Source organism: Candidatus Desulfofervidus auxilii (assembly GCA_030262725.1).
GTDB lineage: Bacteria > Desulfobacterota > Desulfofervidia > Desulfofervidales > Desulfofervidaceae > JAJSZS01.
Genome location: JAJSZS010000021.1, coordinates 13678 through 27555 on the forward strand (window position 1 = coordinate 13678; position 13878 = coordinate 27555).

Annotated in this window: 15 protein-coding genes; 7 read left to right on the plus strand and 8 right to left on the minus strand. The window is 31.2% G+C overall.

Annotated features, from left to right (window positions below; translation table 11 throughout):
- Positions 1 to 28: 28 nt before the first annotated feature.
- The 3 genes from LWW95_09780 to dtd are packed head-to-tail and all read left to right on the plus strand — an operon-like array spanning position 29 to position 3052.
- Positions 29 to 904, plus strand: coding sequence for a DNA recombination protein RmuC (locus tag LWW95_09780; GenBank protein MDL1957312.1), 876 nt, complete (start codon positions 29 to 31; stop codon positions 902 to 904).
- Positions 888 to 2618, plus strand: a complete 1731-nt coding sequence (gene ade / locus LWW95_09785; protein MDL1957313.1) for an adenine deaminase — start codon at positions 888 to 890, stop codon at positions 2616 to 2618. The genes LWW95_09780 and ade overlap by 17 nt, the downstream gene beginning before the upstream one ends.
- Entirely contained in the window at positions 2615 to 3052 is a 438-nt protein-coding gene (gene dtd / locus LWW95_09790; GenBank protein MDL1957314.1) for a D-aminoacyl-tRNA deacylase, read from the plus strand. Before ade ends, dtd begins: the two co-directional genes overlap by 4 nt.
- Positions 3053 to 3062: 10 nt before the next feature.
- On the opposite strand, the gene LWW95_09795 is transcribed toward dtd, so the two are convergent.
- The 5 genes from LWW95_09795 to LWW95_09815 are packed head-to-tail and all read right to left on the minus strand — an operon-like array spanning position 3063 to position 7178.
- Positions 3063 to 4016: a glycosyltransferase family 9 protein gene (locus LWW95_09795; protein MDL1957315.1), complete on the minus strand. Its 954-nt coding sequence runs from the start codon at positions 4014 to 4016 to the stop codon at positions 3063 to 3065.
- Positions 4013 to 4735 (minus strand): SagB/ThcOx family dehydrogenase, encoded by a 723-nt coding sequence (locus tag LWW95_09800; protein MDL1957316.1) that lies wholly within the window; start codon positions 4733 to 4735, stop codon positions 4013 to 4015. Before LWW95_09800 ends, LWW95_09795 begins: the two co-directional genes overlap by 4 nt.
- Entirely contained in the window at positions 4732 to 5661 is a 930-nt protein-coding gene (locus LWW95_09805) for a radical SAM protein (protein ID MDL1957317.1), read from the minus strand. The genes LWW95_09800 and LWW95_09805 overlap by 4 nt, the downstream gene beginning before the upstream one ends.
- A complete protein-coding gene (locus LWW95_09810) occupies positions 5645 to 6529 on the minus strand; it encodes an NAD(P)/FAD-dependent oxidoreductase (protein MDL1957318.1) in 885 nt (294 codons plus the stop codon). The genes LWW95_09805 and LWW95_09810 overlap by 17 nt, the downstream gene beginning before the upstream one ends.
- Complete coding sequence (locus tag LWW95_09815) at positions 6519 to 7178, minus strand: isochorismatase family protein (GenBank protein ID MDL1957319.1); 660 nt, start codon at positions 7176 to 7178, stop codon at positions 6519 to 6521. Before LWW95_09815 ends, LWW95_09810 begins: the two co-directional genes overlap by 11 nt.
- Positions 7179 to 7235: 57 nt before the next feature.
- Between LWW95_09815 and LWW95_09820 the strand changes: the two genes are divergently transcribed.
- Together LWW95_09820 and LWW95_09825 are read left to right on the plus strand one after the other, a co-directional pair.
- Positions 7236 to 7703 (plus strand): GNAT family N-acetyltransferase, encoded by a 468-nt coding sequence (locus tag LWW95_09820; GenBank protein ID MDL1957320.1) that lies wholly within the window; start codon positions 7236 to 7238, stop codon positions 7701 to 7703.
- Positions 7676 to 8749, plus strand: a complete 1074-nt coding sequence (locus LWW95_09825; GenBank protein MDL1957321.1) for a M20/M25/M40 family metallo-hydrolase — start codon at positions 7676 to 7678, stop codon at positions 8747 to 8749. Before LWW95_09820 ends, LWW95_09825 begins: the two co-directional genes overlap by 28 nt.
- Here the strand turns inward: LWW95_09825 and LWW95_09830 are convergent.
- The 3 genes from LWW95_09830 to LWW95_09840 form a co-directional block, all read right to left on the minus strand.
- Positions 8718 to 9719 (minus strand): NAD(P)H-dependent glycerol-3-phosphate dehydrogenase, encoded by a 1002-nt coding sequence (locus tag LWW95_09830; protein MDL1957322.1) that lies wholly within the window; start codon positions 9717 to 9719, stop codon positions 8718 to 8720. The two genes, LWW95_09825 and LWW95_09830, sit on opposite strands and share 32 nt — an antisense overlap.
- A gap of 1 nt (position 9720) precedes the next feature.
- Positions 9721 to 10182, minus strand: coding sequence for a CoA-binding protein (locus LWW95_09835; protein ID MDL1957323.1), 462 nt, complete (start codon positions 10180 to 10182; stop codon positions 9721 to 9723).
- A gap of 558 nt (positions 10183 to 10740) precedes the next feature.
- A complete protein-coding gene (locus LWW95_09840; GenBank protein MDL1957324.1) occupies positions 10741 to 11583 on the minus strand; it encodes a PEP-CTERM sorting domain-containing protein in 843 nt (280 codons plus the stop codon).
- A 497-nt stretch (positions 11584 to 12080) separates the two neighbouring features.
- Here LWW95_09840 and LWW95_09845 point away from each other — a divergent pair, with 497 nt between their 5' ends.
- Both LWW95_09845 and LWW95_09850 read left to right on the plus strand, forming a co-directional pair.
- Entirely contained in the window at positions 12081 to 13124 is a 1044-nt protein-coding gene (locus LWW95_09845; protein MDL1957325.1) for a hypothetical protein, read from the plus strand.
- A gap of 12 nt (positions 13125 to 13136) precedes the next feature.
- Positions 13137 to 13878 (plus strand): hypothetical protein (locus tag LWW95_09850; protein MDL1957326.1); only part of this gene is annotated, 742 nt, incomplete at its 3' end.

Here is a 13878-nt window from a genome sequence, read left to right on the forward strand (position 1 = left end):
CGCAATAGCTTTAAATTCATTTAGCCATATGTTAGAATCAATCATGTTTATTGAAATCCTTTTATTAATAATTATTTTTCTTTTAGCAATTTTAATTTTTTTATTTTTCAAAAAAACAAAAGATGTAGAATCAGCAGTATCAAATGCATGGATAAAATTAGGTCTAGATGAAAAGGTAGGTATATTAGCTACTTATGCAAAGGATATAAGAGAAAGTTATAAGTCTTTTGAACAATTATTGCGTGTACCAACAGAAAGGGCATCATTTGGTGAATTAAGTCTTGAAACCATACTTTCTGACCAACTTCCTCAAAATATGTTTGGTATTAGACAAAAGATTTTAGATGGAAAGATTCCTGATGCCAATATTAAATCAACAGTAGGTATTATTTGTATAGATGCCAAATTTCCTTTAGATAATTATAAAAAAATGTTAGAAGTAGATGAGCCTAAAGAAAAGGAAAATTTTAAAAAACAATTTTTAAAAGATGTTCAAGGTCATTTAACAAAAATTGCTAAAGATTATGTCTGTCCAGAAAAAGGTTCAGCTAATTTTGCCTTTGCATATATTCCTTCTGAAAGTGTTTATTGGTTTTTAGTAAATGAGGCATTTGAGATACTTAGAGATTATGCTAAAAAAGGTGTGCAGGTGGTTTCACCACTTACTTTTTCACACAAAATTGAATTAATAAAAGCAGGTGTTCATGCTAAGAGGCTTTCAGAAGATGCAGAAAAAATAAAAAACGAATTAATTAAACTGTCAAAGATGTTTAAAGAAATTGATGAAAAATGGCGTGTGTTTTATCAAACTCATTTGAGAAATTTAGGAAATAAAGCAGAAGAATTAGATAAGGTGTATAAAAGACTTAAAGAGGAGTTTGAAAGGATTGAAAGATTTAAATAAATTAAGTCACCTTATTGCTGTTGCTAGAGGTGATATAGCTGCTGATTTATTGATAAAAAATGCAAAGGTAGTTAATGTCTTTAGTGGTGAAATCTATAAAGCTAATGTAGCTATTGCTGAAAATCAGATTGCTGGTATAGGTGATTATCAAAAAGGAAAGTTAATAATAAATGCAAAAGAGCGTTATTTAATTCCAGGTTTAATGGATGCCCATATTCATTTAGAGAGTACCCTTTTAACTCCATCTGCCTTAGCATCAGCCATTATTCCTCATGGTACAACTTCCATTTTTATTGACCCTCATGAGATTGCCAATGTATTAGGATTAAAAGGTATTGAATATATTTTAAAAGCAAGCGAAGATTTACCTTTAAATGTATTTGTTCTTGCTCCTTCTTGTGTTCCAGCTACAGATTTAGAAACAAGTGGGGCTACTCTTAGTCTAAAGGAGATTTCTATTTTGTTAAAACATCCACGGGTAATAGGGCTAGCTGAGATGATGAATTTTCCTGGCGTAATCAATGCCTTTTCAGATGTGCTTGAAAAGATTTTAATTACTAAAAAGGCAAAAAAAATTATTGATGGACATGCACCACTATTAAAAGGGTTATTTCTACAAGCTTATATCAGTGCAGGTATAGATGCTGATCATGAAAGTATTGAAATTTCTGAGGCAAAAGAAAAAATTCGTGCTGGAATGTGGTTGATGCTGCGGGAAGGGAGTGCTGCTAAAAATTTAATGAGTCTTTTACCTGTAATAGATAATTATAGTGTTCATCGATGTATTTTTTGTTGTGATGATAGGGAACCAGAAGATTTAATAAAAGAAGGTCATATTGATTACCTTATTCGTTTAGCTGTAAAAGCTGGCTTAGATCCTATTTGGGCAATAAAAATGGCTACAATTAATTGTGCTCAAAGATTTGGGATAAAACAGCTTGGTGCAATTGCTCCAGGATATCAAGCAGACTTAGTTTTAATAGATAATTTAAAAAATTTTCAAATAGAAATGGTGATAAAAGATGGAAATATTATTTATGAAGAAGGTGTATTGAAAGTCTCTCTTTCTCCTTATCTTGAGCCTGAAATTACAAAAACTATAAATCTAAAAGAAATTAATCCTGATATGTTCAAAATTAAAATAAAAGGGGAAAAAGCAAGAGTTATTGAGATAATTCCAGGTCAAATTTTAACTAAACATTTAATAAAGGAAGTAAAAAAACAAGCTGATGAAGTTTTGGCTGACCCAGAAAGAGATATTGTTAAAGTAGCTGTTATTGAACGTCATCATGCTACAGGAAATATAGGATTAGGATTGATTTCAGGATTAGGTTTAAAAAGTGGTGCTTTAGCATCTTCAGTAGCACATGACAGTCATAATATTATTGTGGTTGGTGTTAATGATAGGGATATGTATATAGCAGTTAAGGCTATTAAAGAGATGCAGGGTGGTTTTGTGGTAGTAGAAAATGGGATGGTAAAAGCGGGACTTTCTTTACCTATTGCTGGTTTGATCTCACCTTTAAATGCAAAGGAAGTAGCTTTTCATATGGAGGTATTAAAAGAAGCAGCTCATAGGCAAGGAGTAACTCAAGAAAATCCCTTTTTAACTTTATCTTTCATTGCCTTACCAGTAATACCAGAGTTACGTTTAACAGATAAAGGCTTAGTAGATGTAAATAAATTTGAATTTGTGCCTTTAGAAGCAGAATGAAAATCGTTATCCAGCGAGTGAAAGAAGCAAAGGTTTTGGTAAATGGAAAAGTTATAGGTAAAATCAATAAAGGTATTTTGATTTTTCTTGGTATTGCCAAAGGTGACACAAAAGAGCAAGCAGAATGGTTGGCTAAAAAAGTTTGTTCTTTACGTATATTCCCTGATGAATCAGGCAAATTTAATCTTTCATTAAAAGATATTAATGGTGAGGTTTTAATTATCTCTCAATTTACTCTTTATGGAAACTGCCATAAAGGTCGTCGTCCCTCTTTTGATAAGGCTGCTTCACCACAAGAGGCTATTTTTCTTTATGAAGCATTTATTGAGATGGTCAAACAAGAAGGGGTCAAAGTTGCCACAGGTCAATTTGGTGCTCTTATGGAGGTTCATCTGATAAATGATGGCCCGGTAACTTTTGTGATAGAGAAGTAACATGCTATTGTCATGCAACTGCCTTAATCACTCTTCTAATCCCTTCTACTACTTCCTCTGGTTTGATATCTTCCAAACATATTCTTTGCTTGCAATTTCTTCTTTTTTCATCTGAACAAGGAGCACAGGAAATTTTTGAAGTAAATGTTATTACCTTTTTTCCCCAAGGTTGCCAAATTTTTGCATCAGTTGGGCCAAAAATAACAAAAGTAGGAATACCTAATGCTGCTGCCAAATGGCTTATTCCACTATCATTACCTAAATAAAAAATTCCCTGCTGCATTATTAAAGCAAGTTCTAAAAGAGACAAATTTTTTAAAATTATTATCTTTTTGTATAAACGGGGATATTGATTTTCTAAGAAAAATAAGATTTCTTCAGCTATTTCTTCATCTGCTGGGCCAACAATAAGGCCTGGCTTTAAAGAAGAAAACTCTGCAATAACTTTTGTAAAATATTGAGGAAGCCAATTTTTGGTTACACTTCCACTGCCAGGATGGATAAAATAATCTGCTTTTGACATTGAAATAGAAGATGAGAAAGATAAAGGAATAAATTGAGATATGCCTTTTATTCCATACTGAGATAATTGATTTTTTTGATAAAGTGCAATATGAATATTATTTTCAGAAGGTATGGTTTGAATAAACCAAGTAGGTGCTTTTTCAAAAATAATATTCCATTGTGGTCTTTTATATCTGGCAAAAAGAATTACTAAGTCGTATATTTTTAAAAAATCAGCACTACCTGCAAAAAAATTTAAAAATAGTCTTCCTTCAATATTAAAAATCTCCTTAATATCAAGCTCTTTTTTAATAAGAGCAATAAGATGAGGCTTTCCTAAAAAATGAATCTCACTTTTTTTAAAGTATTTTCGTATTGAGAGTAAAGCAGGGCGAGAAAGCATTAGGTCACCCAAGGCACCAAGATGAATAATAAGGATTTTTTTAGGTTCCTTAATCACAGTCTGCCAACAGTGGCAATATAAATAGTCATTTCATTTTCGCTATCTATTCCTAAAATTCTATCTATCTCTTCATCAAAAAATGCACCAATGGGACAAGCTCCTAATCCCAAAGCAGTAGCTGCTAAAAGCATATTTTGGCAAATATGACCTGCATCAAGAAATATATATCGAATAGCTCTATTTCTGTATTTAGCCATACAGCGTAAAATTACGGCTGTCCAAATAAAGACAACTGCTGCTTGTCTTACCATCCCTTGCCCTAAGGCAGCATTAGTTAAATCATTTTTAAAATCACCTTTTGCCAATTCTTCTAAACAAAATTCAAGTATATTGAAATGATAGATTCCTTTATCTACATTCTCTACATTTTGAATAGAAAGATAAGTCTCTACTGGATAAAGAGCGCCAGCAGATGGTGCTGCTCGATAACCACTTTTAGAAGTAATGCCTTGAGATGCCCAAAGTAAATGGGCAAGTGTCTTTAAATCCATTGGTTTTTTTGTATAATTGCGTTTGCTACGTCTTTTAGCAATAATTTCCCAAAAATCACAAGGAGGGAAATGGGGTTTAGGTAATATTATTTTCCTAGCATTTGGATAAATTTTATAGGGAGGAGGTGAGGCAATTAAGCCTAAATCGTCAATTAAAGGCCTATCTCTAAAATATTTCGTCTCAAAAAGATAGCGATAACCTATGCCTTTTTGATAAATTTTCATGAAATTACTTTATATTCATATGCTCCTTCAATTTTATAATTATTTTCTAAAAATCTTCTCAAAAATTGTCCACAATTGCTTCCTATTCTATTTTCTTCTAATTCTCCAATACTTACAATAACTTCATATCCTTTTTTTCTTAAATTAAATGCTATTTCATTATTAGAAGTAGGATTTATATAACTTTCAATCATATTTTCTTTTGCTTTAATAGTAGGGTTTATTGGAGTAATTTTTATTAAAAATATCTCTGGGTCAAAATATTTTAATAAAATATCGGCTTCTAATGGCCAACTCTTTGCTAGAGCAAAATTTAATGTAATTTTTCTATCTCCTTTTTTATAAAATTTATTTCCATATGCTGCAATTTCTGAAAAATCCCATTTTTTTATAGGAATAATTTTATCCCTTAATTTGACATCAGTTGTATGTATTGAAAACTGCAATTGAAATCTTCCATTATAGTATCTTTGTTTTATTTTTAATAATTTTTCAAAAAAACTTTCACTTCCTTTTGGTGCTACTGTAGATATGCAAGGCATAAGTCCAGGTGCATCATATTTTATGGGAAGCTCTTTTAATACCTCAAGCACATGATAGTTAAATGATGGCTCCCCCATTCTAGCAAATTGTATCTTAAATTTTTTTACAGGTATCTTTTTTGTTGGAAATCTATTTTTTATCATATAATCAATTTGATTCATAATTTCATCTTTTGAAAGTCTCCCTTTATACCATCCACCTGCATCACACATAAGACATCCTACTGGACAGCCTAAAAGTGTAGATATTATTAAGACCCACTTTTCTTCTCTTTTTAAAGGAGGTTGTATAGATTCTACAAATTCAATAAATTCACCTTTTCTAATTTCAGCTAAATAGACAATAGCAATGTCATCTCTACCTACTTTACCGATGACTTTCATATCTACTCCAATAAATCTTCATTGCTGTATAAATACCATCACCAATGGCTATAGCTGTTTGTCTGTAAATATCATTTTTAACATCCCCTACAAGATATAGCAAACCTTTAGACAAAAGTTCTTCTTCCATTTTTATTAAATTTAATGAATAAAAATCTTTTTGAGGCACCCTTCCAATGGCCACTACAATATAATCTACTTCTATTGATGTAATTTCTCCATTTTTTATAAAATCAATTAAAATTTTTTCTCCTTTTTTATTAATTTTTTTTATAAAAGAATTTTCACAATATTTTATACTTGGGTTATTCATTGCTCTTTCTACAAGTAAAGGCAGGGCTTTTATTCTTTTTCCTCGGTTTAAAATCAATATTTTATTATTTTTAGAAAGACTTAAAGCATAATCAAAAGCAGCATCTCCTGCTCCTATAACTACAATATGTTTATTTTTTATATTTAAAATTGGATAAATTTCATAAAATATTTTATTTTTTAATTCTTCTCTATTTTCTATTATATTCAATGTTTTAGGTTTGGTACCTGAGGCAATTACAGCAATTTCTGAAAAATATTCATTTTTTGAGGTTCTTATCAAAAAATAATTTTCTTTATAATCAAGTAAAATGACCTTTTCAAAAATTACTTTAACATTATAAGCTTTGAGATGTTTTTTAAAAAGCTTAACAAGTTTTAATCCAGAAATACCTTTAGGAAAACCAAGATAATTTTCAACTTTATAAGCATTTTTCAATAATCCACCTAATTCTTTTTGTTCAAATAACAATGGGTCTATTTTATATCTTTTAAGCTGTATAGCTGTAGCTATGCTAGCAGGCCCACCACCTATAATAGCTACTTTAGTTTTCATTTTTTAAAAAATTGATAATTTCTTGTGTAAGTATCGGTATGGCAAATCCATGAGATAGATTTAATAATGTAGCCAAATGAAAATTTCTGTTATAAGTTGCTGTTCCATCTATAACAAAAAATACTTCAAAATTTCTCATAAAAGCAGAGCGTGCTGTTGTTTCACAACATAAATGAGCCATTACACCTGTAATCAGAATCTGTTTTACTCCTTTATTTTTTAAAATTTCTTCTAAATTTGTATTAAAAAAAGCATCATATTGTGTCTTATGAATTATTTCAATTCGATTATCTACTAATTCATCTATTATAATTGATAGAGGATTATCAATTGTTATAAGATCATTCCACCATCTTACCATTTGTCCTGCATCCTTAATTGTATTTAAATGTCTTGTTTGTATTACTGTTAAATTATGATTTAGAAAAAATTCTTGCAATTTTTTAATTTTAGGAATTATTGCTTTACTACTAGGAATGTAAGCATGTGAATTTTCATTTAAAAAAAATTTTTGCATATCTAAAACAAGAAGTGCTATCTGAGTTTTATTTAATTCAAATTTATGTTTTTTCCTGTATGGTTCAACTATTTTTAAAAATTTGCTTGCTTGTAAATCAATATTTTCAAAATTATAATATTCTTCTTTCATACTTCACTATATCATACCATCTTTTTAAGCACAATAATTTTTAGTATTATTTTAAATATGATTGAAATTCATTCCTTATCTTTAGATGAATTTAAACAAAATTTGGAAAATTTAATCAAAATTTATCTTAATGCTTATAAAGATTTAAAGGCATATGCTTATACTCATAGACGTAATGTAAAAAGTTATCTTAAATGGCTTTATAAATCTGATCCAGAATCATTTTTTATTGCTATTTCTGATAAAAAAATAATTGGATTTGTAGCAGGAACCAGGTTTTGGTGGGATAAAACTTATGGTGAAATAGGTGAGGTGCATGAGATTGTTGTGGATAAACCTTATCAAGGCAAAGGAATAGGGAAGATGCTTATGGAGCGAATACTTTTCTTTTTACAAAAATATCATGATACTATTGGTCTTTGGGTAGGTGAAAAAAATCAAAGAGCCATTGCCTTTTATCAACATTTAGGATTTAATATCGTAGGGCAGGTAGGTAGATGGTTAAGAATGATAAAAGAGAAATAAAACAAATATTACTTACTCTTCTTTCTATTCCAAGCCCTACAGGTGAAGAGATGGCTATTTTATCCTGGCTTGAATTTTTTCTTTCTAATTTAAATTTTACTACTATTTGGCAGTCTATAGATGAAAAACGGGCAAATTTATTTGCTTACCGTGGTAAGCCAAATTATCTTATTGCTACTCATGTAGATACTGTACCTGCTTGGGATCATCCTTATGCCTTTTCACCAAAATGTGAGGGAGAGATTATTTGGGGTAGGGGAGCAATTGATACTAAAGGGCAGATAGCAGCTTTACTTATGGCAGTAAAACATAGTGATATTCCTTGTGCTCTTGCTTTTTTTGTAGATGAAGAAAAAAGCGGGATTGGCTCAGAGGAATTTAAACCCATTTTTCCTTTTAAAGGGGCAATAGTGCTTGAGCCTACAAATTTTACTTTAGCTATTTTTGAAGCTGGTAGTATTGAGTTTTCTTTAAAAATAAATGGAAAAGCTGCTCATGGTGCATTACCTAAAAGAGGGAAAAATGCTATTGATATTTTTTTTGAAATTTATCAAAAATTAAAATCATTACCTTTATGGCAAGATTCTCTATTTGAAGGAGCAGGTATAAATATTGGAAAGATTGAAGGAGGAATAGATTGTCAAATTGTTGCTGAGACTTGTAAAGTAGAGATAGATTTGCCTATTTTTCCAGGAAAAACACCTGAAGAGGTGTGGAAAGAGATAGAGACTATTTTAAAACAATATCCAGTAAGTTGGGAGATAAAGTCTTTTGACCCTCCTTGGGAGATTTCTCCAAAAGAAAAAGTTGTAGAATTATTGGCAAAATCTGTAGAAAAAGAGATGCCTGTAAGATTTTCAGGTATGTCTGCTTGGACAGATGCAGCTAGTCTTATTCAAAAAGGTATTCCAACTGTTGTTTTTGGTGCTGGTGACTTAGCTATTGCCCATACAAAAGAAGAAAAAATAGATATTAAAGAAGTTTTAAAGCTTTTTTATATATTAAAAAATTTTCTTAATAAAACTCTTGCTTTAGACGGCGACTAAGTAACTCTTTAAGTCCTTCTTTAGGAGATTTTTCTTCATAAAGAATTGCATAAACTTCTTTAGTTATGGGCATTTCTACCCCTATTTCTTGAGAAAGGATATAAGCTGCCTTTGTGGTATTTACACCCTCTGCTACCATACGCATAGAAGATAGAATCTCAGTTAATTTTTCACCTGTTCCTAAACGTTTACCTAGATTATAATTGCGGCTTAATTTACTAGTACAAGTAAGCACTAAATCTCCCATTCCAGAAAGTCCAGCAAAGGTTTTTTCTTCTGCTCCTAATTTAATTCCTAGACGTGTAATTTCTGCTAAGCCTCTTGTAATTAGAGCTGCTCTAGCATTATGACCTAATCCCAAACCTTCAGAAATACCAGCAGCAATAGCAACAATGTTTTTTAAAGCTCCGCCTAATTCTACTCCTAAGACATCATGATGAGTATAAACACGAAAATAATTAGTTGAAAAAAGACGCTGTGTATAAATAGCTACTTCCTCATTTGCAGAAGCTACAGTAACTGCAGTTGGTAAACCTTGAGACACTTCTTTCGCAAAGCTTGGGCCAGAAAGAACACTATAGCTATAAGATAAATCTGAAAGGATTTCTTTTGTTACTTTAGACATAGTTAATAAACTATCTGTTTCTATACCTTTTGTGGCTGAAATAATATGACAATTAGATATAAGATAAGGTCTTATTTTGCTTAAAATTTCACGATAAACATGAGAAGGCACAGCAATTAAGATATCTTTTTGTCCGGAAATAGCTTCAGCCAATGATTGAGTAGGAAAGATTAAGGAAGGAATTTTTATACCAGGTAAATAAAAAATATTCTCTTTTTTATCAATAAGAACCTGATAAGTTTCTTTACTATGTACCCAAAGTTTTATTTTTATGCCTTTTTTTGCTAAAAGTAATGCTAAGGCAGTACCCCAACTTCCAGCACCAATAATAGCTAAAGAAGACATTTTACTTTTTAAAAGATACTGGGCAGCTTATTGCCTCTTTAGTTCCAAATAAAAAAGCATGTTCAGTCATTAAACAACGATTCATTACTACCTTTATACCTGCTTTTGCCCAAGCCTCAGCTGCTTCCCAATTCTCAATACCAACTTGCATCCAAGCAAGCTTTGGTTTAACTGTTAAGACATCTTCAATATGAAGACTTACTTTATCAGATGCTCGAAAGATATCCACAATATCTATTGGTTGACCAACAGATTTTAAATCAGGATAAACCTTTTCTCCTAATACTTCCTTTGCTTTTGGATGAATGGGAATAATCTTATATCCTGCCCTCTGCAAATAAGCAGCTACTTGATAACTTGGTCTTTGTGGATTATCTTTAAGACCAATAACTGCTATAACTTTTGCCTCACTTAATAAAGGTTTTAATGTTTCTATGTCTGTAATGATATTCTCTCTCCACATAGCTACCTCCTAAAATCAGATTAAACTTATTATAGCAGTCATTTTTTCTCGTCAAGTTAAAAGGTTGAAAAATAATTAATAAGAAATGTTTACTTAATCCATTTATTTAGCCATTATTAAATTCTCCCTATTTTAATGAATCAGTAACTTATGGTGTTATTTTAAGGGCATTTTGGGCAAAAGAAAAAAGAATACCACTTTCTTTATGGTGTCAATTTGAGCAACATTTTATTGGTATAGGACAAGGAATAGAAAGTATTGTAGATGAAGCATTACGTCAAATTGATTCTTTAAGGGAATTATATGAAGCTTTAGGTGAGGATAAAATAAACGAAATTTTAAAAATTGGACAGCCTATCTTTATCCAAAAAAATAGTATCAAATTAATAATGATTGGATTCCTGTTTTAAGCCTACCAGCTTATTTTTTACCTTTTAAAAGTTTTGCTAAGCTTTTGAGAATTAAGGGGTGAATGGTTAGATCCTGCTGGATTTGGTGGTGAGAAAAGAATTGTTAATTTATATGGCTGTTTCTATAAATAATCCCTGTAAAAAACTTTTAGCTGTGTTTTCTCTTCTTTTTTCTAATAACTAAAATACCAAACAGTCCACTACCTAAAAGATAAAGTGTTGAAGGTAAAGGAACAGCGTGTTCTATTAAACCATCCTCTACAATATTCCCTATTACTCCATAAAGTGGAGGACTAATTCTTCCTAACCACCAATATTCTGTTTCTTGTGACCAGCCTACCGTAAATCCTTCCCCATTTCCCCAACCAGAGGTGTAGCCGAAAAAGTATGCTTCTAACAAATATTCATTTGTATCTGGGTCTTTAAATCCTAAGCTAATCAAATAAGCAGAAAACCCACCATTATAATAACCAGTCCCATCACCAAAGAAAAATCCGGTTTCAACATCTAAAAGAATATCTTTATTATATGAAGTAAATGAATTATCAGTTTCTTCGTATATAAAATTACCATAACGTTGTGTATCTCCGATTCTGGCAATAACAAATTTTTCCCCGTCTTCACTGCTATAACCTATTGCAGCTATATCTCCACCTATAGCTATGTATGTTTCGTCAGATTCTGGATCATAAAACCAGGTGCTTATTCCAGTATAAGTATCACCAATTTTCCAATTATTAAAACCAAATTCATAACCAGCATATCCCCCAGAATTAATTCTCAATGAGAAATGATTATCAATACTCACTTCCCCACTAATATCACCACTTACTTTACCAGTAGCACTTCCTTTCTCTATAGTTACATTTACAAACGCTTGCTCACTTCCAGTCTTAAGCTCTACACCTGTTATATAAGTTTTATGAGCTATAGCTAAAAATGGAAATAAAACAATTATTGCCATTAATAAAACTAAAAAATTCTTTTTCATAACCTAAACTCCATTAAATTTAGTTTATTAAAATGAACTTATACTAATATTATGAATATGTCAAGAAAAAATTGTGCCAGAATAAAAAACAATTTTTTTACTTTTTCCTATTAAAGTTTATGCACACTCTTCATCTTTTGTTTTTAGGGCAGAAGATGTATTGGATATTTCTGTCTGATAAGCATTGGCTATAGTTAGATAGTGATTACTATGTAATGTTTTTACCTTTTAGGTAAAAGGTAATTTTTTTCAAAATCGCTTTATTATAGCACACTTACGGGTTTCTTGTATGGCAAATAGTTTTTGGAAAAAATTTGACAAAATAAATACCCTATGATATGTTAAAAAAATGGTAGATGTTTTTACTCAAAATTTTCTATCTATAAAAAATTTTGACATTGACATAATATCTCTCACAGAAAAAACTTTTAAATCATTCTTTCTTAATCATCTCCTGCTAAGGATTGGTATAACCCTTAAATAGAAAGGAGGTTCTCATGCAGATAGATTTTCATTTTTATACTATCTATGCTTTAGCTAGGGCAGCTGGTTTTAAGCCAGAAGATGCCCATATTATTGCCTATTCATCCCAACATACAGATGATGCCAAGTATGAACATGCCCTTGATTTTGAAAATGGTGGAAGGTTTCAGCAGGTGCTTACTGCTCATAAGTTTCTTGATTTAGATGCCTTAACAAAGCCTACCTGCTATAGGATATGGATACCTTTTCATTTTCTTCCTGGAAATTTAGGCAAAGATTTTTATGAGCGCATGCTTGTTAGGGCAAATAGTGTCATTGCTCAAAGGATGATAGAAGATTTTTTAAGTGCTGATTTAAAGCCTTATAGCCTTCATCGTTTGGGCATTATTCTACATGTCTATGCAGATACATGGTCACATCAAAATTTCATGGGCATCATGCATGATATGAATGATGTTAAAAGTATGAAAGTAAAGGGGACAGAGAAAGGATTTTTGAAATCTCTATTAAACAAACTTAAAGAAGAATTCCTTGAATACCATGCCCCAAAGCTTGGTCACGCACAAGCAGGAACCATCCCTGATGAACCATATCGGGAATGGGAATATAAAGACTACAAAGGTTATCATTTTCAAATCTCTAATCAAGAACGTGCTTTGGATGCTGCCCAAAACTGTTATTTAGTGCTATCTAGATTTTTAAAACGATTCCCTCAATTTTTGAGCTCTAAAACAATACCTTGGCAAGAAATTGCAGATAAAATAGCTGAATTGTTTAGTCATGAAGGAGAATTAGAAGACAGGGTTAAGAATTGGCAAGAGGCAATTTCAAAGGGATTAATTGGATTTGAACCAAAAGATAGAGACGTCAATCTTTTTTATGATGATAGAGAGTGGTTTAAGGCCGCAGTTACTGTAAAAAAAGATGAAAAGGAACACTATATAAGAAATAAAGGTTTTGAAAGAAGTAATTGGAAATTTTTTCATGATGCAGCCGCCTTTCATAGGTTTCATATATTACATGAATTGCTTCCAGAATATGGCATAATTTGTGGTTAAAAGGAGAGAAAAATGGCTGTAACCATTAGTGATTTAAGTCTTAAAGAAATTACTTTAGACAGCCTGCCTCGTTTAAAAAGATTAAGGGAACTCCATTTTAATACCAGACCTGAAATTTGTTTAGAACTGCCGAGACTTATGACTTATTATATGAAGTATTTAGATAATAAAGATGATTCACCAGAGCTTCGGGCAGGAAAGATGTATAAATATATTTTGGAAAATAAAAAGCCACTCATTCTTGATGAAAATCTCATTATAGGTACCACTACAACAAAAAAAATTGGTGTAGTCCTTTACCCTGATTTATTGGCTCAAACTATCTGGCCAGAATTAGAGACCATTAGCCGTAGAAAGAAAAATCCATTTGGAATTAGTAGAGAAGAAATAGATGAGCTTAATTTTGAAATCTTTCCCTTTTGGATGAATCGCACTATTCAGGAGGTAGCGAGAAAAGATAATAACAATCCATTTTGTCAAAGATTGATGGAAAGGATTGTCTTCTTTTTAGCTACCAAAGCTTATTGTATCTCTCATACAGTGCCAAATTATAGGATTGTGCTTGAAAGAGGTATTTTGGACATCATAAATGAAGCCAAGGAAAAAGAGCTTTCTTCAGAAGATAAAGAAGGAAAAGATTTTTATAAAGCAGTTCAGTTATCATTAAGTGGTATCCTTTCTTATGCAGAAAATCTAAGCAAATTTGCCAAAGAAATGGCAGAAAAGGAGAAAGACCCTCGTTGGAAAGAAGAGC